Annotated in this window: 21 protein-coding genes; 4 read left to right on the top strand and 17 right to left on the bottom strand. The window is 69.0% G+C overall.

Annotation, left to right across the window (positions count from 1 at the left end; all coding sequences use genetic code 11):
- Positions 1 to 6 precede the first annotated feature (6 nt).
- The 11 genes from IG04_RS0137010 to IG04_RS0136960 all read right to left on the bottom strand — a co-directional run bounded on the left by IG04_RS0137010 (position 7) and on the right by IG04_RS0136960 (position 8,997).
- Positions 7 to 1,020, bottom strand: a complete 1,014-nt coding sequence (locus IG04_RS0137010) for an NADP-dependent oxidoreductase (protein WP_030481408.1) — start codon at positions 1,018 to 1,020, stop codon at positions 7 to 9.
- A gap of 86 nt (positions 1,021 to 1,106) precedes the next feature.
- A complete protein-coding gene (locus tag IG04_RS0137005) occupies positions 1,107 to 1,820 on the bottom strand; it encodes a GNAT family N-acetyltransferase (RefSeq protein ID WP_030481407.1) in 714 nt (237 codons plus the stop codon).
- Positions 1,821 to 2,264 (bottom strand): hypothetical protein, encoded by a 444-nt coding sequence (locus IG04_RS46915; protein ID WP_051771481.1) that lies wholly within the window; start codon positions 2,262 to 2,264, stop codon positions 1,821 to 1,823.
- Positions 2,261 to 5,080: an FtsK/SpoIIIE domain-containing protein gene (locus IG04_RS0136995; protein WP_030481405.1), complete on the bottom strand. Its 2,820-nt coding sequence runs from the start codon at positions 5,078 to 5,080 to the stop codon at positions 2,261 to 2,263. The genes IG04_RS46915 and IG04_RS0136995 overlap by 4 nt, the downstream gene beginning before the upstream one ends.
- Entirely contained in the window at positions 5,080 to 5,331 is a 252-nt protein-coding gene (locus IG04_RS0136990; protein WP_030481404.1) for a hypothetical protein, read from the bottom strand. The genes IG04_RS0136995 and IG04_RS0136990 overlap by 1 nt, the downstream gene beginning before the upstream one ends.
- The gene (locus IG04_RS0136985) at positions 5,331 to 5,591 is read right to left on the bottom strand and encodes a hypothetical protein (RefSeq protein ID WP_030481403.1); all 261 of its coding nucleotides are present in this window, start codon (positions 5,589 to 5,591) and stop codon (positions 5,331 to 5,333) included. The genes IG04_RS0136990 and IG04_RS0136985 overlap by 1 nt, the downstream gene beginning before the upstream one ends.
- A 239-nt stretch (positions 5,592 to 5,830) precedes the next feature.
- The gene (locus IG04_RS0136980; RefSeq protein ID WP_051771478.1) at positions 5,831 to 6,262 is read right to left on the bottom strand and encodes a hypothetical protein; all 432 of its coding nucleotides are present in this window, start codon (positions 6,260 to 6,262) and stop codon (positions 5,831 to 5,833) included.
- 16 nt (positions 6,263 to 6,278) lie between these two features.
- Positions 6,279 to 6,755, bottom strand: coding sequence for an alpha/beta fold hydrolase (locus IG04_RS0136975; RefSeq protein ID WP_030481401.1), 477 nt, complete (start codon positions 6,753 to 6,755; stop codon positions 6,279 to 6,281).
- A complete protein-coding gene (locus tag IG04_RS0136970) occupies positions 6,756 to 7,343 on the bottom strand; it encodes a DUF4232 domain-containing protein (protein WP_030481400.1) in 588 nt (195 codons plus the stop codon).
- A 66-nt stretch (positions 7,344 to 7,409) separates the two neighbouring features.
- Positions 7,410 to 8,471, bottom strand: a complete 1,062-nt coding sequence (locus IG04_RS0136965; protein ID WP_030481399.1) for a gamma-glutamylcyclotransferase — start codon at positions 8,469 to 8,471, stop codon at positions 7,410 to 7,412.
- Positions 8,472 to 8,622: 151 nt separating this feature from the next.
- The gene (locus IG04_RS0136960; protein WP_420843993.1) at positions 8,623 to 8,997 is read right to left on the bottom strand and encodes a winged helix-turn-helix transcriptional regulator; all 375 of its coding nucleotides are present in this window, start codon (positions 8,995 to 8,997) and stop codon (positions 8,623 to 8,625) included.
- A gap of 44 nt (positions 8,998 to 9,041) precedes the next feature.
- Here IG04_RS0136960 and IG04_RS0136955 point away from each other — a divergent pair, with 44 nt between their 5' ends.
- The gene (locus IG04_RS0136955) at positions 9,042 to 9,806 is read left to right on the top strand and encodes an SDR family oxidoreductase (protein ID WP_030481397.1); all 765 of its coding nucleotides are present in this window, start codon (positions 9,042 to 9,044) and stop codon (positions 9,804 to 9,806) included.
- 235 nt (positions 9,807 to 10,041) lie between these two features.
- Here the strand turns inward: IG04_RS0136955 and IG04_RS0136950 are convergent, their stop codons facing one another.
- From IG04_RS0136950 to IG04_RS0136930, 5 genes are all read right to left on the bottom strand, one after another.
- A complete protein-coding gene (locus tag IG04_RS0136950; protein ID WP_030481396.1) occupies positions 10,042 to 10,992 on the bottom strand; it encodes a LysR family transcriptional regulator in 951 nt (316 codons plus the stop codon).
- Between the two features lie 188 nt (positions 10,993 to 11,180).
- Positions 11,181 to 12,455, bottom strand: coding sequence for a PhzF family phenazine biosynthesis isomerase (locus tag IG04_RS48825; RefSeq protein ID WP_159460516.1), 1,275 nt, complete (start codon positions 12,453 to 12,455; stop codon positions 11,181 to 11,183).
- Positions 12,456 to 12,470: 15 nt separating this feature from the next.
- Entirely contained in the window at positions 12,471 to 13,865 is a 1,395-nt protein-coding gene (locus IG04_RS0136940; protein WP_030481394.1) for a P-loop NTPase family protein, read from the bottom strand.
- Positions 13,862 to 15,673 carry a dynamin family protein gene (locus IG04_RS0136935; protein ID WP_245816695.1) on the bottom strand — a complete coding sequence of 604 codons (1,812 nt, stop codon included), beginning with the start codon at positions 15,671 to 15,673 and terminating at the stop codon, positions 13,862 to 13,864. Before IG04_RS0136935 ends, IG04_RS0136940 begins: the two co-directional genes overlap by 4 nt.
- Before the next feature lie 205 nt (positions 15,674 to 15,878).
- Positions 15,879 to 16,787 (bottom strand): IniB N-terminal domain-containing protein, encoded by a 909-nt coding sequence (locus tag IG04_RS0136930; RefSeq protein WP_030481392.1) that lies wholly within the window; start codon positions 16,785 to 16,787, stop codon positions 15,879 to 15,881.
- 221 nt (positions 16,788 to 17,008) lie between these two features.
- Between IG04_RS0136930 and IG04_RS0136925 the strand changes: the two genes are divergently transcribed.
- The 3 genes from IG04_RS0136925 to IG04_RS0136915 all read left to right on the top strand — a co-directional run bounded on the left by IG04_RS0136925 (position 17,009) and on the right by IG04_RS0136915 (position 22,762).
- A complete protein-coding gene (locus IG04_RS0136925) occupies positions 17,009 to 18,235 on the top strand; it encodes an Hsp70 family protein (RefSeq protein ID WP_030481391.1) in 1,227 nt (408 codons plus the stop codon).
- A 2-nt stretch (positions 18,236 to 18,237) separates the two neighbouring features.
- Positions 18,238 to 20,553: a helix-turn-helix transcriptional regulator gene (locus IG04_RS0136920; RefSeq protein WP_030481390.1), complete on the top strand. Its 2,316-nt coding sequence runs from the start codon at positions 18,238 to 18,240 to the stop codon at positions 20,551 to 20,553.
- Between the two features lie 199 nt (positions 20,554 to 20,752).
- Positions 20,753 to 22,762 carry a bifunctional diguanylate cyclase/phosphodiesterase gene (locus IG04_RS0136915; RefSeq protein ID WP_051771471.1) on the top strand — a complete coding sequence of 670 codons (2,010 nt, stop codon included), beginning with the start codon at positions 20,753 to 20,755 and terminating at the stop codon, positions 22,760 to 22,762.
- Here the strand turns inward: IG04_RS0136915 and IG04_RS0136910 are convergent.
- The gene (locus IG04_RS0136910) at positions 22,737 to 23,234 is read right to left on the bottom strand and encodes a DUF2165 domain-containing protein (RefSeq protein WP_030481388.1); all 498 of its coding nucleotides are present in this window, start codon (positions 23,232 to 23,234) and stop codon (positions 22,737 to 22,739) included. The genes IG04_RS0136915 and IG04_RS0136910 overlap by 26 nt on opposite strands.
- Positions 23,235 to 23,236 lie beyond the last annotated feature (2 nt).

Raw genomic sequence — 23,236 nt, 5'->3', positions numbered from 1 at the left:
TGTTCGTCAGAACCGGACGAGCATCTTGCCGGTGTTCTCGCCGCGCAGCATGCCCAGGAACGCGGACGGGGCCTGGCGGGCGCCACCCTCGACGACGGTCTCGGAGTACTTGAGCTCGCCGGAGGCGATCCAGGCCGCGACCTCGGACACGAACTGCTGCTGCAGGGCCTTGTGGTCGCCGACCAGCATGCCGCGCAGGGTCAGGCGCTTGGCGAGGATCTGGATCATGTTGCTCGGGCCTGCCGGCTTCTCGGCCGCGTTGTACTGCGAGATGGCGCCGCACATCGTGATCCGGCCGTTCAGGTTGAGGACCTCGATGGCCGCTTCGAGGTGTTCGCCACCGACGTTGTCGAAGTAGACGTCGACGCCGTCGGGGGCGGCGGCCGCGAGCTGCTCGGCGACCGGGCCGTCCTTGTAGTTGAAGGCGGCGTCGAAGCCGAGCTCCTCGGTGAGGTACTTGACCTTGTCCGCGGAACCGGCGGAGCCGATGACCCGGCTGGCGCCCTTCAGACGGGCGATCTGGCCGACGATCTGGCCCACGGCGCCGGCCGCACCGGAGACGAAGACGGCGTCGCCCGGCTTGAACTCGGCGGTGGCGAGCAGGCCCGCGTACGCGGTGAGGCCGGGCATGCCCAGGACACCCAGGTAGGTGGAGAGCGGGGCGACCGAGCTGTCGACCTTCACGGCGTGCTTGGCGTTGACGACCGCGTACTCGCGCCAGCCCAGGCCGTGCAGGACGTTGTCGCCCTCGGCGAGACCCTCCACTCCCGCGCCGACCGCGACGACCTCACCCACGGCGCCGCCGTCCAGCGGGGCGCCCACCTGGAACGGGGGGACGTAGGACTTGACGTCGTTCATGCGGCCGCGCATGTACGGGTCGACGCTCATGACCACGTTGCGCACCAGGATCTGGCCTTCGCCCGGGGTGGGAATCTCGACCTCGGCGATCTCGAAGGTCTCCTCGGTCGGCCAGCCGTTCGGGCGGGACGCGAGCCGGACCTCTAGCGCGGTGTTCGACATGGTCTGAGCATCTCCCTGTCTGAAAGTCATGCGGATCAGTTATCCGTTTCAACCGTTCGCCGGTGACGACTGTTCCGGAATGTGACCTAGACCGCAGGAAGAAGTGTCGTGACGTCGCGATAGGCGAAGCCGAGCTTGCGGTAGACGGCGATCGCCGGGGCGTTGTAGTTCTCCACGAAGAGCGCGCAGGTGCCGTAGAGGGTGAGCAGGGAGGAGGCCACGAACTGGCAGATGCGCCGGCCCAGGCCCTGGTTCGTGCAGGACGGGCGGACGGCCACGCCCATCATGAAGCCGACGTCGGCGGACGACCAGGCCTCGGCCGCGGTGGCGACCAGTTCGCCGCCCTCGTGCACGCCCGCCCAGCGGCGCACGCCCTTCTCGCCCGGCCACGCCCAGGAGTCCGGGTTGGCCTCGCGCAGAAGGGGTTCCACACCGTCAGGGGACCGCAGCCACGCGGCCTCGGCCGGGAGGTCCAGCGCACCCGAGCGGTCCATCCAGCCGAACGGCTTGTCCTCCAGCCACGGGGTCGGCATCAGGGACGCCACCTCCAGCGCCAGCGGACGTTCGAGCAACGGCCGCAGCTCCACGCCCCGGCCGTGTGCCGCGAGCAGGGACGCCACACCCTCGGCCGGCCCGGACAGGACCAGCCGACGGCGGCGGGTGAGCGACGGGGCATGCACCGCCACCGCGTCACCGTGCGCCCAGGCCGCACCGCCCGACGACAGTGCCTGGGCTGCCCAGCGGACCATCGGGTCGTCGCTGGCGTCCTGCACGTCGGCGGCGGTGCGTAACCGGCGCACTCAGTCCTTCTGCTTGCGGCGCAACAGGGTTCGCTTCGCGAGCGAGTCCTCCAGCGCCTGGTACGCGAGGTCCATCGCCCGGTTGTACTCGCCCTGGGGGCGCGGGGGGACGGACTCGTCCGGGTGCGGGAACGTGACCATCTGCAGCCAGCGCTCGTTCCAGAGCTGCTCGACCGCCGCCTCCCAGTGCAGCGCGGCGCCCATCCGCACGACCCGCTCGCGATCGCGCACCTCGGCGATCTCGTGCTGGGCCGACGCGATCCGCTCGGCGAGCTCGGCGCACCGCACCTCGTCCAGCTTGCGCTGGCGAGTAGCCGCGTCGGTGGCGATGGCGATGATCTCCTTGTAGCGCTCAACGGCGGAGATCGTGGGCACCTCGATCACCTCCTCGCTCTGACGCTGCGACGGGACCGACTCGAACATCGTCGTCATCATCGGGTTCATGACAGTTCTCCTGTGTCGAACGGGATGATCACTTGCGGTCGCGAGTGCTCGAACCGGTCGAAGAACAGGCCGCGGCGTGGCCTCGGCGACCACGACATCACCTGCTCCGGTCCGAGCGACAGCAGTTCCTTGCCCTGGACGTCGAACGCCACCCAGGCGCCGATGTCGTCGTAGACGCCGGGCGGGAGGCTCGCCTTCAGCCTCTGCACGCCGCGCCACCAGCCCAGCACGTGTGTGCGGTTCTCCGGGCCGTGCTTCAGTACGGTGCGGAGACTGTCCACACCGGACATCCGGGTCGCCGGATCCTTCTGCTCCAGCAACGTCTGCGCGGCGTCGAGGCCGTACAGCACCAGGTAGTGCGGCTTCAGCGGCGCGTCGGTCTGGCCCGTGTTGATCGACTGCAGCTGGGCCGCCGTCTCGTCCAGCAGCCTGCGGACGCCGTCGATCTGGACCACCTCGGCGTCGTGCCCGTCCGCGCTGAGGCGCTTGGCCAGGTACAACGCCGAGGGCATCGCCTCTTCCACCAGGCAGGCCAGCGAGAACCTCGCCTCGTGCGGGTGGTGCTGCCTGCCCAGTGACGCGGCCGCTCCGCCGAGCACCGCGGCCGCGTCCTGGACCACGGAGCCGATCACCGCGATGTTGCGGCCCGGGGTCCGGGCGAAACGCACACGTGCCGCGCTGCCCGCGACGTCGATGACCTGTCCGAGCAGAACGGTAGGCGATGCCTCGCCCGGTCGCAGGTCGAGGAAGTCCTGCGTGGCGTCGATCAGCGGGATCTTGCTGCCGTCGAACAGACCCGGTGCCCGGCCCGGTTCGCGGCGCCACAGCTCGGTCTGCAGGAAGTCCATGGTGCCCTTGGACGTCGAGTCCGGGATGCGGCAGATCTCGTTGCCGGGCTTGACGCCCGACTCGTGGTTGATCACCGCGTGCCAGCGCGGCAGCTCCACGGCGGCGTCGTTCTGCGGCTCGGCCAGCACCCGGCGGGCCTTGGGCAGCGCGATGCGGACGGTGAACTGCTCGAAGATCGCCGACTTGCCCCAGAAACCTTCGATGCCCGAGACGTCCTGCGACGACAGCACGAGGTGGATGCCCTGCGAACGGCCGCGGCGCGCCACGTCCTCCAGCAGTTGCGTCGCGGCGGCGGTGACCTGGTCGCGTTCGCCGAACAGGTACTGGAACTCGTCGATCACGGCGACGATCCGCGGCCAGCGGCCACCGGGGTCCTCGGCGCGCAGGTGCTCCAGCTTGGTGACCTCGTGCTGCTTGGCCGCGTCCGCACGCCGGCGCATCTCGTCGGACAGGAACCGCAGCAGTGCCACGCCGAACTCGCGGTCGGTGTTGACGTTCACGCCGACCAGGCGGGCGTGCGGCAGCCACGACGGGTCCTTGCGGCCCGGCGCGAACTGCGCGAACGACACGCCTTCCTTGAAGTCCAGCAGGTACAGCTCCAGCTCGTTGGGCGAATAGCGCGCGCACAACGAACCGAGCATCGCGTAGAGGAAGTTCGTCTTGCCGGAACCCGAAGGCCCGCCGATCAACGCGTGCGGTGAGGTGTCGCCGAGCTGCACGCAGACCTGCTCGCCGTCGTCGAAGCCGACGGGCGCGATGACTCCGGCCGACGAGTTCTCCGTCCACGGCCGGTCCGGCAGCAGGTCGCCGAACGTGCTCATGCGCGAACGCCGTTCCTCGCGCTTCTCCGCGATGGCGGCACAGGCGCGCGGCACCAACGTGCGCGGGAGCGCGTCGTCCAGCGTGACGGTCACGTCCTTGCCGGTCATCGTGCAGAACGCGGTGCCGTCGCTGCGCAACGACACCGTCTCCACCGGCGAGTTGACCGTGATCGGAATGTCCACGATGAACAGCTGCACGCCGCACGCCAAACCGTTGCGTGCCACGCGTTGCAGCTGTTGCTGCTGGTCTTCTTTCAACGCCTTGCGGTTGCCGAAGAGCACGGCGATGCGCCACGGTTCGGTGCGCCGGCCCTCACCGCTGACCGCACGAACGGTCAGGTGGCCGTCGACCAGGACCTTGGTGTGCACCTGGCGGATGTGCTCGGACATCTCGTCGAGCAGCTCGTGCAGCCGTGCCGGATCGTGCACCGTCAGCAGGTTCGCGCGGGTCAGCGGGTAGAGACCGGGCAACGACCCGGTCAGCTGGCCGACGTCCCACACGTGCACGTGCACGAGCCCTGGCTGGAAGTGCGACAGCACGCGCAGCAACAGGCTTTCCACCAGCGTGTCCGCGACGTGGCGAGTGTCCGGAGTGGACGATATGTGCAGGTGTGCCTGATCCAGCAGCGGCACCGCGACGGGGAACGGGGCGGGTGTCGGCGCCGACGTCACCACGCCGGTGCCGATCCGCCACAGCTCCGGCACGCCCTCGCTGCCGTCGTGCGTGCCCGGATGGCCGAGCCACGACTCGTGCGGCAACGACGCGGGGCCGGCCGCGACCGAGTTCACCAGCTCGGTCAGCTGCTCGGGGCCCGTGGTCGTCCACTCGTGGAACGACTGCTGCCAGTCGTACTTGATCTGGTCGAGCCGCTCGGCGAACTCGGTCATCGACAGTGGCGCCTGACGAGGGTTCTTCTGGCGCTTCTCGTCGACCGTCAGGAACGAGGTCACGTCCTTGAGGGCGACGTCCTGCAACGCCCTGTCGACGCCCATGCCGCGCACGGTGAACTCGAACATGTCCTTGGCGTGCTCGGTGGCGAGCAACCGGTGTTCGCGCGCCACCGAGCCCAGCGCGGCCGAAACGGCGCGCTGGAACTCGCCGAAGGCGGTCTCGATCTTCGTCCGCCGGTCGTCCCGCCTGCTCATCACAGCTCCACGGTGAGTCGTTGGATGCGCTCTAGGGTTCCCACCATCAGTTCCAGCTGATCGGGGAATCTTTCCTTCGCGCGCACGAACTCCACTGGAAGCAGCGACTCGTGGTGGTTCTCGCTGGACTCGGCGAGGATCGCGACCGCCTCGTCGAGGCCCTCCTGCGCTGATCGCACGTTGCGGTACGACTCACGCAGGATCTCGCTCGCCTGCTCGAGCGCGGCACGAACCTCGCCGATGGACGCCATCAAAGCCTGCTGTTGATGCCCTCGGCCCCGGAAATGCCGGCGCCGAGGTAGTTCTGCAGTTCGCTCACGCCGGACACGACCTGGGCGAACTGGGCGTTCGTCGTCTCGACGTCCGCCTGCACGGAGCCCTGCGTGACCGATGTCAGCAGCTGCTGCGCGTCCTCGGCGAGCTCAGCCGCCTGCTGGAGGGCCGACTGGCTTTGAGCCGCCTTGTCGATCGCCTGGGCAATTGCGGCACGGACCTCTTCGATGCTGGCCATGTCGGCTCCCGAACCCTCCGGAACAAGATGGTCTGACGACCACCCTTAGTAGAGATTGTGCCCAGATTTTCACAGTTGAGACCGAAGATCGGCTAACCGGGTGGATGCCTGAATCCACTCGAACGGGCCTTGATTTAATGATCAGTTGAGTCCGCCGCAGGCCGCTTGTCCACGCGTGTAGCAACTCTCACAACGACGCCTACAGTCCGTCGAGCGTTCATACCGACCGGCCGGGTGAATCAAGACGGCTTCGAGGGCGAGTTGTCACGCAAAGTTCCTGCCCCGAAAGGGTCATCTCCGGCCCACACCTCGACCAGAACGCGCTCGGCGCCCGGAACGAGTTCGTTGATCAGCTCGGGTTCGTCCAGCACGGTCCACGCCGTCGGCGGCTCGCACGCCACCCGCGGTGTCGAGAAGCCCTCGCCCAGCCCGCGCACGAACGTGCGAACGGCCCGTGCCAGCGCCGCTGCGACGTTGTGGGTGGCCTTCTCCGTGCTCGGCCGTGTGATCACGACGGCCCAGCAGCCCGGCTCTTCGTCGGAACAGTCGCGGGCGTCCACGATCTGAGCGCCCGCACGGTTGATGAGCGCGTCGCACGCGGCACGCGCCTGTTGCTCGTCCGCTGCCTCGACCACCACGGTGATCAGGAGCACGAGGTCGTCTTCATCCATGACACCCGAAATGGTGTCAGATGACCCTCCGCGTGAACTCCAGCACCCGAGTGACGGCCTCGCCGTCGGTCAGCAGCCCGTCCGCGACGTACTCCTCGAACGCCGAGCCGCGGATCCGGTCGATGCCCGCGCGGGTGTCCGAGATCGGCACGATCTCGTCGTCCGAGCCGTGCAGCCACAACGTCGGCAGGTCGCCCAGCGCCGGCCCGAAGCCGACCTCGTCCATCAGGTCGGCCAGTTCGTTCGACGCGCCGTCCCACATGCCGAGCACCGGCGAGATCAGCACCAGCGCGGCCAGCCCGGAACGCGTCTGGGCACAGCGGACAGCGGCGGGCGCGGCGGTGAAGTGTCCAATGAGGACGACCGGCCGGTCCGCGGCCTCGATCACCGCTTCGAAGTTCTCGCTCACCGCGACCGGAACGCCTGCGGTGCGCAGCGAGAAGGCGATGCGCTCGCCGTGCGGCAGCACGGCGAGCCATCCAGGTACGTGCATCTACGAAGCGTAGAAGGCACTGATCTCGATCCGGCCACCGGAACAGACGGGGCCAAAGGTCCATGGCGTGGACAGTGGAGCCGTCTCGTTCGGCGGGATGGCCGAGACCTTCGTCGGCTCCGGCTGGCACGTGCCCTGCACCGGCTCGCTACCCGCGGGCACGACACTCCAGTGCAGGTTCGCGGTGGCCTTTGCGCCAGGCGCGAGTGTCAGAGCGGTGGGACCGGGGTCGGCCTTGCGCTCGAGTTTGGTGGGTACGGCGCCGGAGGCGTTCTCCAGCTGGAAACCGCTGTAGCCGTTCAACGTGCACGGCGCCGTGCCGCTGTTCGTCACCACGAACTTGCCGTACCTGTTGCCCGCGCCGGCATCAGTGGGAACGACCTCGCCCTTCAACGTCGCCGAGTCGCAGCGCTTCCCGTCGCGCGAGGCTGCCTGGGGGTTGTCCGACGCGGGAGCGGACGAGGCCGTCGACGACGGCGTCGACGGCGCCGTCGGCAGCGTTTGCGAGGCGTTGTCCGGTGTTCTCGTCCCGCATGCCGTCACGGAAGCGAGCACCAGCAGTCCGCAAGCGATCAACCGTCGAGTCATGGGTGCACCTCCTACCACCGAAGGATGTGCCCGATTCTCAATCAACCAACACAACGTGCCGGAAATTCACTGGATGTGGTGGACGTCCCATCCGTCCGGAAGTTCCGCCATGCCCTGCACGGCCGCGGTCCAGATGTACGTCCAGGCGATGCGCCCGTCGGGCAGCACGACGCGCACGCGGCGGTAGTCCTCGCCCTCGTACTCGTCGAGCAGTGGCAGCGCGTCCTCGGGCGACTTGAGCCGCAGCACGAAGCCGGGCACGCCCAGGCCGGCGCCGGGGCGCAGCGCGGGGTAGCCCAGGCCGGTGTCGAACAACGTGCCGGGCAGGTGGGTCTCCGCGGACTCCACGACGTGCGGTTCCATCAGGTGCCAAGCGCTTGCGCCCGGCTGCAGGGTGCCGTAGACGAACAGCAGCTCGGGCCAGTCGTCGGCCGACGGCTCGCCGTGGATCTCGGTGACGTCCAGTCCGTCGTTCATCGCAGGCCTCTCGCCCAGTACCCGCGCGCCCCGCTGCGAGACGTCCGCGCAACGGACCATACGGCCGTTGAAGAGCACGGGCATCCGCTTCTTGGAGCCTGCCGTGTACGCCAGAACGCTGTCGATGACGCCGCCGTTGTAGAGCACCACACGACCCGTGTGCACGCGTACAAGCCGATAGCGCAGCCCGCGCCCCTCGCACCGGTCCAGCACACGCAACTGATCAGGCGTGGCGAACCAGATCGAGTGCTCCTCGGTGACGCCGGGTGCCCCCGCGAGCGTCGCCGGCCGCTGCCCGTCGCGCATGCGCAGCCCAGCGGCCCAGACAGCAGTAAGGCCCTCGCACCGTGCACGCAGCACGACCGCGGGGCCTTCGAGACCGAGCTCTTCACGGAGCCAGGTGAGCTTGCTGGGATTGGCGTTCGACCCGTAGCCGAGCACCGGCATCCGGCCCGCCAACGGAGGTTCGCCGTGGTTCGCCAGCCATTGGTCTAGATCGATGTTCTCCGGCTCAACACGCCATCCCGACTCCATCGTGAGGTCCGGTCGCACTGGCCAGCCCGTTTCGTCGACGTGGACGAAACAGTGGTCTGGACGAGTACCCGGATAGGGCTCAGCCGGATGGCTTTCGTCGGTGAACGGTTGGGCCATTGGTCCATTGTGCCAGTCCGAGGGGCCAGATGGCGCCCCCTATTCGTGACCCATCCGATGTCTATCCCTGTTTTCGGCGGTTCTAGTGAGAACTTTCACTACGCATTAGGGTGATCAGCCCGATGTCTGCTCGTCAGGGCTCTGGCGAACCTCAGGAGCCGTCATAGCGTTCCTGTGCCTGGGTGACCTCGGGCTGGTTCGCGGCGATCCACGAGAAGAGCGCCACGAGGTGGTCGGCCGCCCCTTTGCCGAGCGGCGTCAACGTGTACTCGACGTGCGGCGGGATGACCGGATGCACCTCCCGGTGCACGAACCCGTCCCGCTCCAGCGTCCGCAACGTCTGCGTGAGCATCTTCTCGCTGACGACCTCCAGCTCACGCCGGAGGTCGCTGAACCGCCAGGAGGCCCCGTCGAACAGGGCCTGCAGGACCAGCACGCCCCACTTGCTTGTGACGTGCTCCATGATCGCCCGCTCGGGACATATCGTGACCTGCATGCTCACCTCCGCGTAAGTACCCAACTTCAAAGTGGGTACTTTCCAAAGGATAGCGCTAACCGCAACCTGAACGCATGACGATCCTCATCACCGGAGCAACCGGCCAGCTCGGCAGCGCAGTGGTCCGCCACGTCCTCGACCGCACGAACGAGCAGGTCATCGTCTCCGTGCGCTCCCCGGAGAAGTTCACCCTGGAAGGCGTCGAGGTCAGGCAGGGCGACTTCGGCAAGCCCGAGACCCTCGACTTCCGGGGCGTCGACAAGCTCCTCATCGTGTCGGCCGACGACTTCGACACCGACGTGCGCATCAAGCAGCACGAGAACGCCATCACCAAGGCCGTGGAGCACGGCGTGGGCCACATCTTCTACACCAGCATCACCGACGCGGACACCTCATCGGTGGGCGCGGCAGCAGCCCACAAGGCCACCGAGAGCATCATCCGAGCCGCCGGCGTCCCGTTCACGTTCCTGCGCAACGGCATGTACCACGAGAACTACCTGGGAGCCCTCTCCGCGGACACCGTCGCGATCTCCACGAAGGACGGCCGGGTGGCAAGCGCGTCCCGCGAGGACTTCGCCGAAGCCGCCGCCGCGGCCCTCACCACCACGGGCCACGAGAACCAGACCTACGAGCTCACCGGCTCGACCAGCTGGTCGTTCCCCGAACTGGCCGGCGACAGGTACCGCGACGTGAGCGACGACGACCTGATCGCCTCCGGCGTCCCGGCCTTCCTGGTCGACTTCTTCGTGGCGATCCGCAACGGCGTCTTCGCCGAGGTCCGCCCGGACCTGGAGAAGCTGCTCGGCCGCCCCTCCACGCCGATCAAGGTCACCGCCTGAGGAACCACGCTGGGATGCTCCCCTCATGGGCACGGCCGGGCGCTTTTCAGCCCGGCCCTTTTCCGGCCGTCAAGCATCCCGCCAGAGGCTCAAGGCCAAGCCCCAATCGCAACCCCGCGCAGTTCCGTCACGACCCGCGCGCCCACCCTCGCAAGGCGACGTGACCAGCCCAAAGCCGCCCACCCCGCTGGAACAGGAACCACCCGCCCGCAAGCCGACCCGCGTCACCCCCGCGTCACGTGAACTCCGGATGCGCCTCCGGGTGCGCATCCCACCACCTCCGGTACTCCGGATTCCGGTCCAGCACCGACCGATAAGCCTCAGCCGCACAGGCGAACACCTCGTGCGCCCGCCCGGCCACCGGAGAGTCCCGCCGGGTCGCCACGAAGATGTCGGTCATCAACGGCATCCCCCGCAACCGCCGGATCACGATCCCCTCCCCGGTCCGGGAGGGCGCGGCGGCAAAGGACACACACCCGGCGGCCACCAGCCCGCGGGCCATGCTCGCCTCGCCGGTGTGGTGGGTGAGGCGGGGCACGAACCCGGCGTCCGCGCAGGCCTGGAACATCTGCGTCCGGCTGCCGATGTGCTGCTTGGGCGGGGTGACCCAGTCGCGGTCCGCGAGCTGTGCCAGGCCGACCTCCTCCTGCGCCGCCAGCGGGTCGGTCTCCGGCAACGCCACGAACGCCGGCTCCGTCACCAGCTTCCGCAGCTCGATGCCGGCCAGGTCACGCGCGTGCATGCCGTCGAAGAACTCGAACAGCGCCACGTGGATCTGTCCGGCCTCCAGCATGTCCACGATCTCCGCGGACGAAGGCCTGACCTCGGCGCGCACGTCCGCGTTGAGCCCTCGCAGGCCCTCCACGAGCTTGGCGAAGTACAGGATCGGGGGACAGCCGAAGAACAGCGGTCCGCGCCGGTCCGTCTCGCGGGTGTTGGCCATCAGCTGCGCCATCTCGTCGAGCACCAGCCGCGCGGTGCCCAGCACCCGGCGGCCCAGGTCCGTTGGGACGCAACCGTTGCGCGTTCGGTCGAACAGCTGGCCGCCGACGAGTCTCTCGACGGTGCGCAGCTGGGCGGACAGGGCGGGTTGGGTGAGACCGAGCCGCGTCGCGGCCCTGGTGACACTGCCTTCCTCGGCGATGGTTCGTACCGCGCGGAGGTGTCTGAGCTCCAGCTCGGGCATAAAGACCTTGTATCCCCCTTCTGAATGCGACGCCACCCTTCGATCGGGGCATCATGGCACTCGATCGATCTTCCGGCCCGGCGCTTGCGGCAGCGCCTTCGGGTCCGGCGCGGGAGGGTGCGCACCCCTCGGTTCGACGCTGCTGCCACGTACCCTGCGCTTCGTGGCAGCGGCGTCGGGCCTATGCGTCAGGGAATGGGCACCGCCGCACCCGTCACGGTCACGCGGCGGTCCTCGCGGGTGGCGTCGACCTCCAGGCGGGACGGCCTGCCCATGTCCTCGCCCTGGCTGATGACGAACCGCTGCGGCCCTTCGAGGTCGCGCAGGTAGCCACCGAACGCCGCGGCGGCAGCGCCCGTCGCCGCGTCCTCGACGACACCGCCGACCGGGAACGGGTCGCGGGCGTGCACTAGATCCGCGGACTCCCGCCAGAACAGGTGCACGGTCGTCAGGTCGTGCGCCAGCATCAGATCGCGCAACGCGTCGAAGTCGTAGTCGAGCTCGCGCAGTTGCTCGCGGTCCTTCAGCGGGATCAGCAGATGGCGTGCGCCGCCGAAGCCGACGTGCACCGGCCCGTCACCGATCTCCTTGTAACCCAACGCCTCCAACGCGTCCGCGACCAGCGCCGGAGCCGCGGCGGACGTGCTCGTCGGCACGCTGGTCAGCGACGCGGTCCGGCCCGAGGTCTCGATGGTGATCTCCCCGGCCGGCGTGTGGAACGTCAGCGGCCCGTCCCCGATCCGCTCGGCCAGCGCGACGGACGTGGCGATCGTCGCGTGCCCGCAGAACGGCACCTCGGCCTGGGGGCTGAAGTACCGGACGTCGAACTCGCGCTCGGTCCGCGGCACCACGAACGCGGTCTCCGAGTAGCCCACCTTCGCCGCGATCCCGAGCATCTCCTCGTCGCTCAGATCGGACGCGTCGAGCACCACACCCGCCGGGTTCCCTCCGGCCGGATCGGTCGTGAACGCGCTGTACCGCAGGACGCCCTTGTCACTCATACCCCGGTCCAACGCGTAGCAGTGCTGAAGTCTTCCGCCCATGTTCCTGCTGGTGAAGTACCTGAGCCCGGCCTTCTCCAGCACCCGTCCCGAAGCGCAGTTCCCGGCGTCGGTCCCGGCCACGACCCGGTCCGAGATGGCGAGCGCCCGGTCGCGCAACTCCACGGCGACCCGGGAGGCGATCCCGCGTCCCCACCACGCGGGGTCGATCCAGTAGCCGATCTCGATCTCGCCCAGGTCGCCGTCGAGCATCTGCGCGAGGCCGATGACCACGCCGTCCTCGACGACGGCGTGCAGGCCGAAGCCGTGCACCTCCCAGTGCCGCAACGCCTGCTCGTGCCGTTCGGTCACGTAGTCAGGGGTCCAGGGCATGCCGTTGCCGACGTACGCCGTCATCCGCGGGTCGGACGCCCACCTCAGCATGTAGCCGAAGTGCTCGTTCTCCCAACGCACGAGTTCCATGCGGACCATCGTGCCTCAGCTGAACTGCGGGAGTAGCCCCTCGCACGTGCGGACCACGATCTGGGCGGCCTTCCGATGCGCATGGGTCGCGTGGACGTCCGCGGCCAGCGCCTGCCACCGGACCAGCGCGTCGAGCAGCGCCTCGCGCAGCTCACGGGCATCGGCCTCGTACTCGAAACCCAGCCGTGCCAACGGAGCCACGCCCTCGGCGCCGACGAGCCGCAGCGCCTCGGTCTGCAGTTCGGCGGGCAGCTTCGTGCGGCCGGACTGCAGCGCGGCCACCAGCCGCAGCTCGCGGAAGTCGTGCGCGGAGGCGACGACCCGTTCCAGATCGGCCATCAGCTTGCGCGCGTTCTGCCGCGGCTCCATCCGGAACAGCACGTCGAGCGCCAGCAGCGCCGAACGCGCCTTGAGGACCTCGCGGCGTTCGACGAAGTGGACCGCGATCGAGTCGCGCAGCTCGCCGAGCCCGCTGCGCTGCACCAGCTGGCCGGTGAGCTTCACCTGCGAGTCGAAGCCCTGCCTGATCAACGCGGTGATCAGCCGGACGCCGAAGATCCCGAACCGCTCCAGCAACGCCTGCCGCACAGCGGGTTCCATCGTCAGCGGGAACTGCTCGCCGGCGAACCGGTCCGCCGACAGCAGGTGGTCCTCCAGCTCCTCGCGTCCCAGGGACGACAGCACCCGCAGGGCGGCGAACTCGTCCTCCCGCAACGTCTTCGCGGCCACCGCCAGCAGCCCGGCGACCGAGACCACGTTCTGGCACAACGGTTGTACGGCCGGGTCACGACGGTAGCGGCGGGCGATCTGCTTGGCCGACGACAGCGCGTCGATCCGTCCGGCCCCGATCTCGTCGGCACGGGCGAGCACCGCGACCGTGTGCACCGCGGCGGTCCTGGCGATCGGGTGGTCGTTGGCGGACTGCAGGAACTTCAGGTCCTCGTCCTGCACGTGCCGCATCAGGTACAGCAACGCGTCCGCGTCTCCGAGCACCTGTTCCGGCGTCGCCGCGGACGGGGCGTCGATCAGCACGACGTCGCGCAACGTCCGCGCGGGCCAGTCGACGACGATCCGGTCGGAGCGGTCGAACTGACCCGTCTCGACGTGGTTGCGGCTTCCCCGCCTGCCGATCCCGACCTCGTGCGGTCGTCCGGGTCCGTTGAACACGTGCGCCCGCTGCTCGGTACCGCCGCGGTACCAGACGAACGAGCTCTGCGACGTGAACTCGTCGCCGACCAGCGCGTTGACCACAGTGGACTTGCCGATCCGTGACCGGCCGGCCACCGCGATCCGGACGGGTTCGGTGTAGCGCTCGACGTGCGAGCGCAGCCAGGCGGTGGCGCGGGGGCTGTCCCGGTAGACACCCAGTGCCTCCTGCAGCATCGACCAGACGACGCGGTCCAATGTCACGCCGTGAGCTCCATCGCGGGGCCCCCGAGTGCCTGCACCCGCTTGTAGAGCATGACGAGTTTGTCCAGCTCCTTGCGGCCTTCGCGCATCCTGCGCTCGCGTTCGGTCTGGTCGTCCTGCACCGCGCGCTTGGCGCTGCGGGCCGACTCCAGCAACGTCTCCTGCAGCTCCTCGGCGAGCGTGCTGAAGTGGTTTCGCAGCGAGCGCTGGATGTGCCGCCCGGAGTCGCGGACGTCCTTGGAGAACTTCATGAAGAAGTCGTCCACGTGCCGTTGCGCGGCGGCCTTTGCTGCTGCCTGGCGGCGCTTGAGCCGCTGGTCGCTCTCGTCCAAAATGGACTTGCCACCGAACAGCGCGCCGGCGCCGAGCGAGATCACGTTGATCAGCGGCATGCCGGCCAGCGACGTCACGAGGCCGAACATCAGCACGCCGCCGTAGGAGCCGCGCAGACCGGTGAAGAGCTTCTGCGGCACCGAGAACGGCTCGATCTTCGGCTTCTCCAGTTTGCTCGCCGGTTCGAGCAGGTCGTCCGGCAGCACCGAACCCGGGATCAGGTCCTCGCGGTAGACCGGGAAGTTCCTGGCGACCTTCGCGGCCACCCACTCCGCGCGTTCCATCAGCCAGGCGAAGTTCGTGGTGGCGGCCTCGTTGAGGTTGTCCTCCAGCCACTGCTCGAACTTGTCCCAGCCGATCGCGGGGTCGGCCTCGTCGTAGGTCTTGTCGACCTCGCGCAGGATCTTGCGGGTCCTGTCACGCAGGTCGTACTCGACGTCGGAGATCAGGTCGGCCATCTCGTCGTTGAGCACGTTCTGCCAGCGCGCGGACCGGCGGCGCAGCTCGTCGACGCGCCGCTGGGCCTCCTGCAGCGTCGAGATCGTGGCGACCGTGCGGGACGAGTCGTGGGCCGTGAGCTCCTCACGCAACGGCGTTACCAGCTGCGTGATCGCCGACGACGCCACGACGGCGACGGCGCGGCGGGCCAGCAGTTCGGCGCTCGCCACGATGTCGCTCTGCACGCACGTCACCAGCTCCGGGAACCCCGACTCGGTGTTGAGGCGCTGGTCGCCCGTCTTCGCGGCGCGCAGCCGCAGCGCGGACGAGACGGGGATGAGCTTCGCGCGGATGCCGGCGCGGGCGAGCAGCGCCCGGTTGCGCTCCACGACGTGCCGCCAGCTCGGCACCAGGTCGATCTTGGTGACGACCACCGTGACGTTCGGGCAGGCCTCCATGACCTTCTTGAGCAGCGTCATCTCCGCCGACGTCAGCTCACCCGTGGCGTCGGAGACCAGCAGCACGGCGTCGGCCTGCATCAGCGTCGCGAACGTGCTGGCGGTGTGCGCGGAGCGGGTGTCGCCGACGCCGGGGGTGTCGATCAGGACCAGGCCGCTGTCGAGCAGCGCGCGCGGAATGCCGATCTCGGCCCGCACGACGTGCTGCGCGGCGGCCTGTTTCGTCACCTGGTCGATCGGCACGGCGATGCGCTCGGTCGGGGTGTGGAAGATCGATCCGCCCGCCGAGGCGTTGCGGACGAGAGCCGCGGACGGGGTGTCCGCGTGCTGGACGAAGGTCGGCACGGTCGTCGTGATGTCGTCGCCCACCGCACACACCGGTGCGTTGAGCAACGCGTTGACGAGCTGGCTCTTGCCTTGTTTGGACTCGCCGACGACGAGAACGCGCAACTTGGGGTCCAGTTGCTGTGCCCGCTTCTCCCGCAGCCGGGCTTCCAGATCGGGCCTCCGGTGCGTGACGCAGGCCCCGATCGTCTCGTCGAGCACGTCGAGCCAGGGCGGTGCCATCACCTGACTCATAGTGCCGTGTTCACCCCCTTGGGTGAAAGCCTCGAACGCGATACCGGTTTTGTTCGGGCAGATGGGGCTGTTCGGACGGGCGGTGACGTTGCTCACCGGGCAGAACGTGAAGCTTTTTGATCGTTTTGTCAGGAGAGGGATCCGACCCAGACGACGAACCGGCCCTGTCCACGAGAGACAGGGCCGGTCCGCGTTGGAGGGTGGCTCAGCCGAGCAGACCCAGGTCCAGGTCGCCGACGACCGGGACGTTGTGGGTCACGTCGGTGACGGTGCCGAGCACGTTGCCGACACCGTGGTCGCCGCCGAGCACGTCGCCGACGCCCGCGCTGCCGACCACGCCGGTCGCGGTGCCGACGGCGCCGGTGACGGTGTGCTCGACGGTCGCGACGGTCTCGGTGGAGTGCGCGGTGAGGTTGCCGTCGGCGAGGTCACCCAGGCCGGAGACGTTCAGCACGCCGAGGTTGGCGTCGCCGCCGCCCAGCACGCCGAGGGCGTCGTGGGCGAGACCCGTCGCGCCGCCGAGCTGGCCGAGGACGCCGTCCAGGCCGGGAACGGTCGAGGTGGCGCCTTCCAGCGGCGCGTCGACGGTCGCGGTGGCGGTGTCGGCCACGTCCAGCACGGTGCCGGTGAGCGGCGACGCGGTCTGGTCGAGGACGCTCGCCACGTCGCCGACGACGGAGAAGTCACCGTCGAGGCCGACGTTGGTCGAGGTGTACTCGCCGAGGGTCTTGTTCGCCGTGATGAGGTTCAAGCCGTTCTCGTCCGCCGCGAGCACGCCGGCCGAGGAGGTGTGCAGCTCGCTGAGGCTGAGGCCCGACGAGGTCAGCTGAGACGCGACCGCCTGCAGCTGGCTGATGGCGCCGAGCGGGCCGTCCGCGAGCAGGTCGTCGGTCGGCAGGGCCAGGTCGACACCGTCGATGGCGGGCAGGCCAGCGGGGGTGGCGGGCAGCAGGTCGAGGACCAGCGGGATGACTTCCTGCACGTCGACGGCGGTGATGTCGGTCAGGCCAGCCTGCTCCAGGGTGCCCTGAGCGTCGGTCGCGAAAGCGTCCTTGAGGGACGGGTCGCTGAGCAGGTTGAGCACGAAGTCGTGGAGCGTGCTGGGCTGGATCATGTGAAAGGAACTCCTGATTGAGGCACGGATTCGGCAGGGGTGTGTGGCAGAAAGTTATGAGAGCGGACCCCTGACCGGCATCGGGGATCACTCCCAGTGAATCCCCGTTCCCCGATGGGGTGACGGTCGTTGACCCCCTAGGGGATTAGGGGCCTCGCTTGAGCGTCTCTCGTTCACCCGTGTAGGTACTGGTCGCTGCTGCGAACAGGTGAGGGAGAGACTTGGCGTACGTACTCGGAGTCGATGTCGGAACCACCCGGACGACGGCTGCCGTGTGCCGCCTCGACGGTGCACGGGATGCCGAGATCGCCCTGGTGGTGCCGTCGTCGCTGCAGCTCACGGAGGCAGGGACATTCACGGTCGGCGAGCGCGGGGTGGCCGGCTGGACCGCCTCCGGCTTCGCCCGGCGGGTCGGTGACGCGGTGCCGTTCGCGCTGGGCCCGGAGATGTGCCCGGCCGAGGAGCTCACCGCGTTGCTGATCATGTGGGTCGTCGGCGAGGTGGTCGCCCGGGAGGGTGAACAGCCCCGTCACCTGGCGGTGAGTCACCCGGCCGGGTGGGGTCCCTATCGCCGCGGACAGCTCTACGCGGCCCTGCGGGCGGTCGGGTTGTCCGACGCGAACCTCGTGCCGGAGCCGCTGGCGGCCGCCGAGAACCACGCCGTGCGTTCCCGCGTGGTTCCCGACGCGTCGTTGGCGGTCTTTTCGCTGGGCAGCCACGCGTTCTCCGCGTCGGTGGTCCGGCGTGCGCAGAACCGGACGTTCGAACTGGTCAACCACGTCGACGGCGTCGACCACCACACCGGCGCCGACTTCGACGACCTGCTCTTCGGGCTGGTGCGCGGCCGGCTGGGCAAGGACGGCCACGTGTCGTCCGCCGAGTGTGAGGCGGCGAAGCGGGCGCTCGGCCCTTCCGCGCCGTCCGTCGTGGTCAGCGGCGTGGAGATCGCGCGCGACGAGTTCGTGGACGAGATCCGGCCGTCCGTCGACCACCTGGTCGGCACCTTCGTTCGTGCCTTGGGGACCGTGCAGCCCGATGCGGTGCTGCTCGTCGGCGGCGCCTGCCGGATGCCCGTGATCGGCGACGCGCTGTCGTCCGCGGTCGACTGCCGTGTGCTGGCCGAGGCTCGCCCCGAGCACTCGGTCGCCAAGGGCCTCGCGGTCGCCGCGCGGCGGGTCCTGATGGGCCCCGAGGTCGAGCCGGAACCGCTTGAAACGTCGGTCCTCGTGCACACCCGCGAAGCCTCGATGCGCTTCCCCGTCGGCGAGGTCCCGAGCCTCGACGACGAGTTCGCCGCGCCACCGCCCCGCCCGCCGGTGGACGTGTCGCCGCTGGAACTGCCGCCGAGGCGGGCGAAGCGCGTCGCGCGCGTGCTGAAGCCCGCCGGACGCCGCTCCGGTTCCAGCTCCCGATCCCGATCCCGAGACGATGATGAGGACGGCCGTTGAGCGTGACCACGCGAGCCAGGTTGGTGCTGGACGCCCCAGTGCGAGGCGTCCTCGACCGGATCAACGAAGCCGCCGCGGGCACCCGCCTGCGCGTTGTCGTTGCGGCGCCTGGTGGTTACGGCAAGACAGCGCTGCTATCGGAGATCACCAACTCTGCCGTGCGCGTGGTGGACGACGCGCACCTGCTGGACGACGCCTCCCTGCGCTCACTTGCCTCGGAACCCCTTCTGGTACTCGCCCACCGGCCCTGGCCGCGCCGTGCGGCGCTGGCCGAACTGAGCCAGGGCTCCGTCATGGTGCCACTGGCGCCGCTGTCCCGTGACGGTGTCCGCGAACTGCTCGGCGCTTCCAAGCCCGTTGCCGACTTCGTGTTCGCCCAGACCGGTGGCGTGCCGCTGTTCGTGGAACGCCTTGGGGCCGTGTCCGAGGTTTCCGCTGACGCGCTCAGCGCGTTCCGTGCGGATCTCGACTGGCTGGACGCGGACCTGCAGAAGTTCCTGCTGGCCGCCGAGGCCGGTGCCGCTCAGCGGCTGGACCTGTTGTCCGCGTTGCTGGACAAGGACTTCGACGAGGTCAGCGACATCATCGAGGCCGCTCGCGCCACGGGCATGCTCGCTGAGGACGGCATTTTGCTGCCGTTGGCGCTGCGGGCTGTCGGTGCGCTGACCCGCGCCGAGCGCCGGATCGCGGTGCGGCAGAAGCTGGCGCAGCTGCAGCTCGACCGCGGTGGGCCGGTGCTGGAGCTCGTGCGGCCTCTGCTCGACACCGGAATCGGCGGGCCCGTGTTCGTCGCGGCTGCCCGTGAGGCCTTGGCCTCCGATCCCGCACTTGCCGCCCGCTTGTTCAAGGCCTCGACCGGCGGAGGCACGCCTTCCGCCGAGACCGCTGCCTCCTGGGCCACCGCTTCGGCCATGGCCGGGGACCTGGACGGCGCTCTGCGTCTCGCCGACCAGGTCATCAGCGACGCCGATTCGCCGCACCGGCGGACCGCCGCCGAGGTGGCGGCCGTCGCGCTGGCCCACCGCGGGCAGCTGGCGCGCAGCACCGAGTTGTTCCGGTGGGCCGCTACTCCCTATGCCGCTGCCTTCGCCGGGATCGGGCTGATCGGTACCGGACACGTTTTCGAGGAGACGCCTCCACAGCCGCCAACGATGCTCGGCGGCGCGGCTTCGTTGATGCTGCAGGGAGTCCGGCAGTCGGTGGCCGGCGGCGAGACCGCGGCACTGTCCACTTTGGTACGTGCATCGTCGATGCTCGAACCTGCCGGTGGGGCCGTGCTGTTGCCGGACAGTCCGGCTGCGCTGGCCGCGTTGGTCGCCGTGCACTGCGGTGAGCCGAACGTGGCCGAGTCGGTGCTGGACCGGGCCGTGGAGACCGGGACCGGTGGGGTGCTGATGTCCGTGCGGCATCGGCTGTTGCAGGCCTGGCTGCACATGTTGCGCGGGAACCTGGCTGTGGCTCGCGAGACGCTGATGTCCGTCCGGGGTGCTTTCGAGCCTCGTGACTGGATCTTCGCGGTGGCACTCGAGGTCGGCGTGGCCCGGCGGAACTCTGATCTCGCGACGTTGCGCCGGACCTGGGAGCAGGCCTGCGAGGCCGTTCTCCGGCACCCGGTGGACCTGTTCAGCCTGCTGCCGTTGGGGGAGTTCGCCGCTGCCGCTGCCCGGTTGAGGGACAAGGAGCGGCTGGCGCCCCACCTGGCCCAGGCCGCCGCGTTGTTGCGGTCGTTGGGAAATCCGCCGATGTGGGCCACGCAGCTGCACTGGAGTCTGCTGCACGCGGCGATCATCGACGAGAACTCCGCCGCCGCCGAGGAACATGCCGCCGCGCTGGCGGTTCATCGGGAGCGCAGCCGGTACTGCGCGATCCTGTCCGCCGCGGCCGAGTGCTGGCTGGACGTGGTGGCCGGTGACGTCGACGCGGATCGGGTCGAGGAAGCGGCTCGCAGCCTGCACGCGGTCGGGTTGTGGTGGGACGCGTCTCGGCTGGCCGGGCAGGCCGCGATCCGGACTTCCGATCGGCAGGCGATGGTCCGGTTGCTGGACTGTGCCCGGTTGTTGCAGGGGAGGCCGGTTTCCGCTCGGCGTGCGGCCGAGGCCGATGTCGTGGCGGTTGCCGAGGACGCCGGGAAGTTGAGCGATCGGGAGCGGGAGGTGGCTCAGTTGGTGCTGGAGGGGATGACCTATCGGCAGGTGGGCGATCGGTTGTTCATCTCCGCCAAGACTGTCGAGCACCACATGGCTCGGATGCGGCAGCGGTTGGGGTCCACGTCCCGGTCGGATTTGCTGGGCCAGTTGCGGCACATCGTCGGGTCCTGAGGCGGTTCGTGAGAAAAATTGGTCCGATCGAGCGAGGAATTGTTGTAACGCTCAGAGATCGCTATTACCCCGTTGGAGGGAACGTCTCGGCGCGCAGGGACGGTGAGGGTTGCTGGCGGTAGGCTTCCGCACCGTTGCTCGCCGAGCAGGTCAGGTGGAACGGTTGCCGAGCCAGGACGACGCGAGACCGTCACGTCCGATGGGACGCGACGAGCTGGCGCGTGACTGGGCAGTCAGGATCAGCCGGACCGCGTACGTGCCGCTTTCCGCCGCGAAGCTGACCGAAGAGTTGCGCGAGCTGCTCAACGTGGTGGCCGAGGCGCTCGTCGACGAGCCCGATGTGGCCTCGTGGGTCGGTACCCGGCTGGTCGAGATGCACTGCGTCGGCGCTGAGAGTTTGCGGGAGTCCGTCGAGGTCCTTGCGCGGTTCGTCGTGCAGGAGGGGGCGGACGCCCGGCAGGCCGCGCTGGTGATCGGTGCCGTGTCCGCTGCTTACACGGCGGCCATTCAGGCTTTTGTGTTGGAGCAGCAGGAAAGCATCAGCCACGCCTTGTTACGGGCGAATCGTGCTGTGCAGCTGGACTTACAGGCCAGCGAGGAGCGGTTCGAGGACATTTTCACGCACTCGTCCACCGGCATCGCGATTGTCGGCCTCGACGGGGAGTTGAGGCGGGCGAACGAGGCGTTGTGCACCATCCTCCGGCGCGAAGACATGGACGGCATGACGCTCACTGATCTGATCGCTCCCGCCGACCTGCCGCTCGTCAACGACGCGCTGGCCGGGTTGCGGTACGGGCGGATGCAGCGGGTCGAGGAACGGCCCCGGCTCATCGATCGCGATGGTGAGCACTTCCGGGTGTTGCTCGCGGCGACAGTGCAGAAGGACGCCGAGGACAACCCCCGTCACTACGTGGTGATGATCGACGACGACAGCCAGCTCACGTTGCTCGGCGGGCGGTTGCAGTACCAGTCGCTGCACGACGCGCTGACCGGGCTGCCGAACCGGCAGTACCTCACCACTCGGCTGGAATCGTTGCTGCACAGCGACATCGAGCACGGGGTGACGCTGTACCACCTCGATCTCGACGCCTTCGCGGTGATCACGGACGGGCTCGGGCGCGAGATCGGTGACAAGGTGCTGAAGCTCGTCGCCGAGCGGCTCAGCTCCGTGTTCTCCGCCGAGAAGGCGATGGTCGCTCGCCTCGAGGGTGACGAGTTCGCTGTGCTGGTGGAGAACGGGATCGACACACCGGACGTCGACACGACGATTCGGATGATCGAGCACGAGCTCGCCGAGCCCGTCTACTTCGGTGAGCACGGGGTGGCGGTGTCGGCGTCGATCGGCGTGCTGCCGCGGTTGCATCCGGGGGATCATCCCGCCGAGGTGTTACGCGCCTCCGACATGACGTTGCGGCGGGCCAAGCGCATCGGGCGGCGGCAGTGGGGGCTGCACGACGCGACGCAGGACAAGCGGGAGCAGGAAGACCTCGCGCTTGCCGCCGTGATGCCCGGGGCCTGGGAGAGCGGCGAGATCGAGGTCGTGTTCAACCCCGTCATGAAGCTCGACGGGACGGCGCGGGTGTGCGTCGAGGCCGAGCTGAACTGGCGGCATCGGGACCTCGGGCTGATCCAGCACGAGAAGTGCGTGTCGATGGCCGAGCACACCGGGCTGATGTTGCCCCTCGGCGAGTGGATGTTGCGGACGGCGGCCGAGACCGCGTGCCGGTACGACGAGATGCTCGCGGTCTGTTTGACCGAAAGCATGGCGAACAGCCCGGACCTGGTTCGGGACGTGCGGCGCGTGCTGGCGGACACCGGGTTGCAGGCCGGACGGTTGTTGCTGGGCTTCCCCGCGCACGTGCTCGCGTCCGAGGACGGCGAGGCCGCCGACAACCTCGATCTGCTGGCCGACCTGGGCATCCACATCGGGGCGCGCGACTTCAAGGGTTCCACCGCGGAGATCGAGCTCGTGCGCTCGCTCGGCGTACGGGCCGTGCGGGTGAAGGGGCGTTGCCAGAAACCGGACGAGCTGGTGTCGCACGTGCTCAGCGACCTCGTCGTGTTCGTGCACGAGGCCGGTGGGATCGTGGTGGTCGACGCGATCGAGGACGCCGAGCAGCGCGACTGGTGGGGTGAGCTCGGCGCCGACGCGGGTGTCGGGCCGGTGTTCTGCGTGGAGCCGACTACTGAGTGGCCCGACGCGGGTTGAGGTGCACGAGGATCAGCGCGAAGCCCGCGATGGTCACCATGCGCAGGGCCGCGCTGATGCCGTTCCAGTCCTTCGACTGCCACATCGCGAACCACTCACCGCCGATGGTGATGAAGCCGCCGAGGAACAACGCCACGACCATCAGCAGGCCGGCGGACGCGAACCTGCGCGCGCTGTCCTCCTTGTCGCGCAGGTAGGCGACGGTGCCGGCGGTCAGCAGGACCGCGGAGATCGCCTCCCACAGGATGATCGCGACGTAGACGATCGTGACTACGGCCGGGCTCGTGATCGCCCGCCACCTCAGTTCCGTGCCGAACGTGGTGTCCATCGCCAGGACGTGCTGCACGAACGCCTCGTTCGTGCCGTAGTCCGTGACGTTGCCCAGTACCACCAGAATCATGTTGAGGGCGATGAACCCGACGGTCACCGCGACGATCGCGCGCAAGCTGCCGACCCGAGCAAGAAGACGCATGG

Source organism: Lentzea albidocapillata (genome assembly GCF_000719115.1).
Classification (GTDB): domain Bacteria; phylum Actinomycetota; class Actinomycetes; order Mycobacteriales; family Pseudonocardiaceae; genus Lentzea; species Lentzea albidocapillata.
This window is presented reverse-complemented; position numbering and strand designations above follow the sequence as displayed.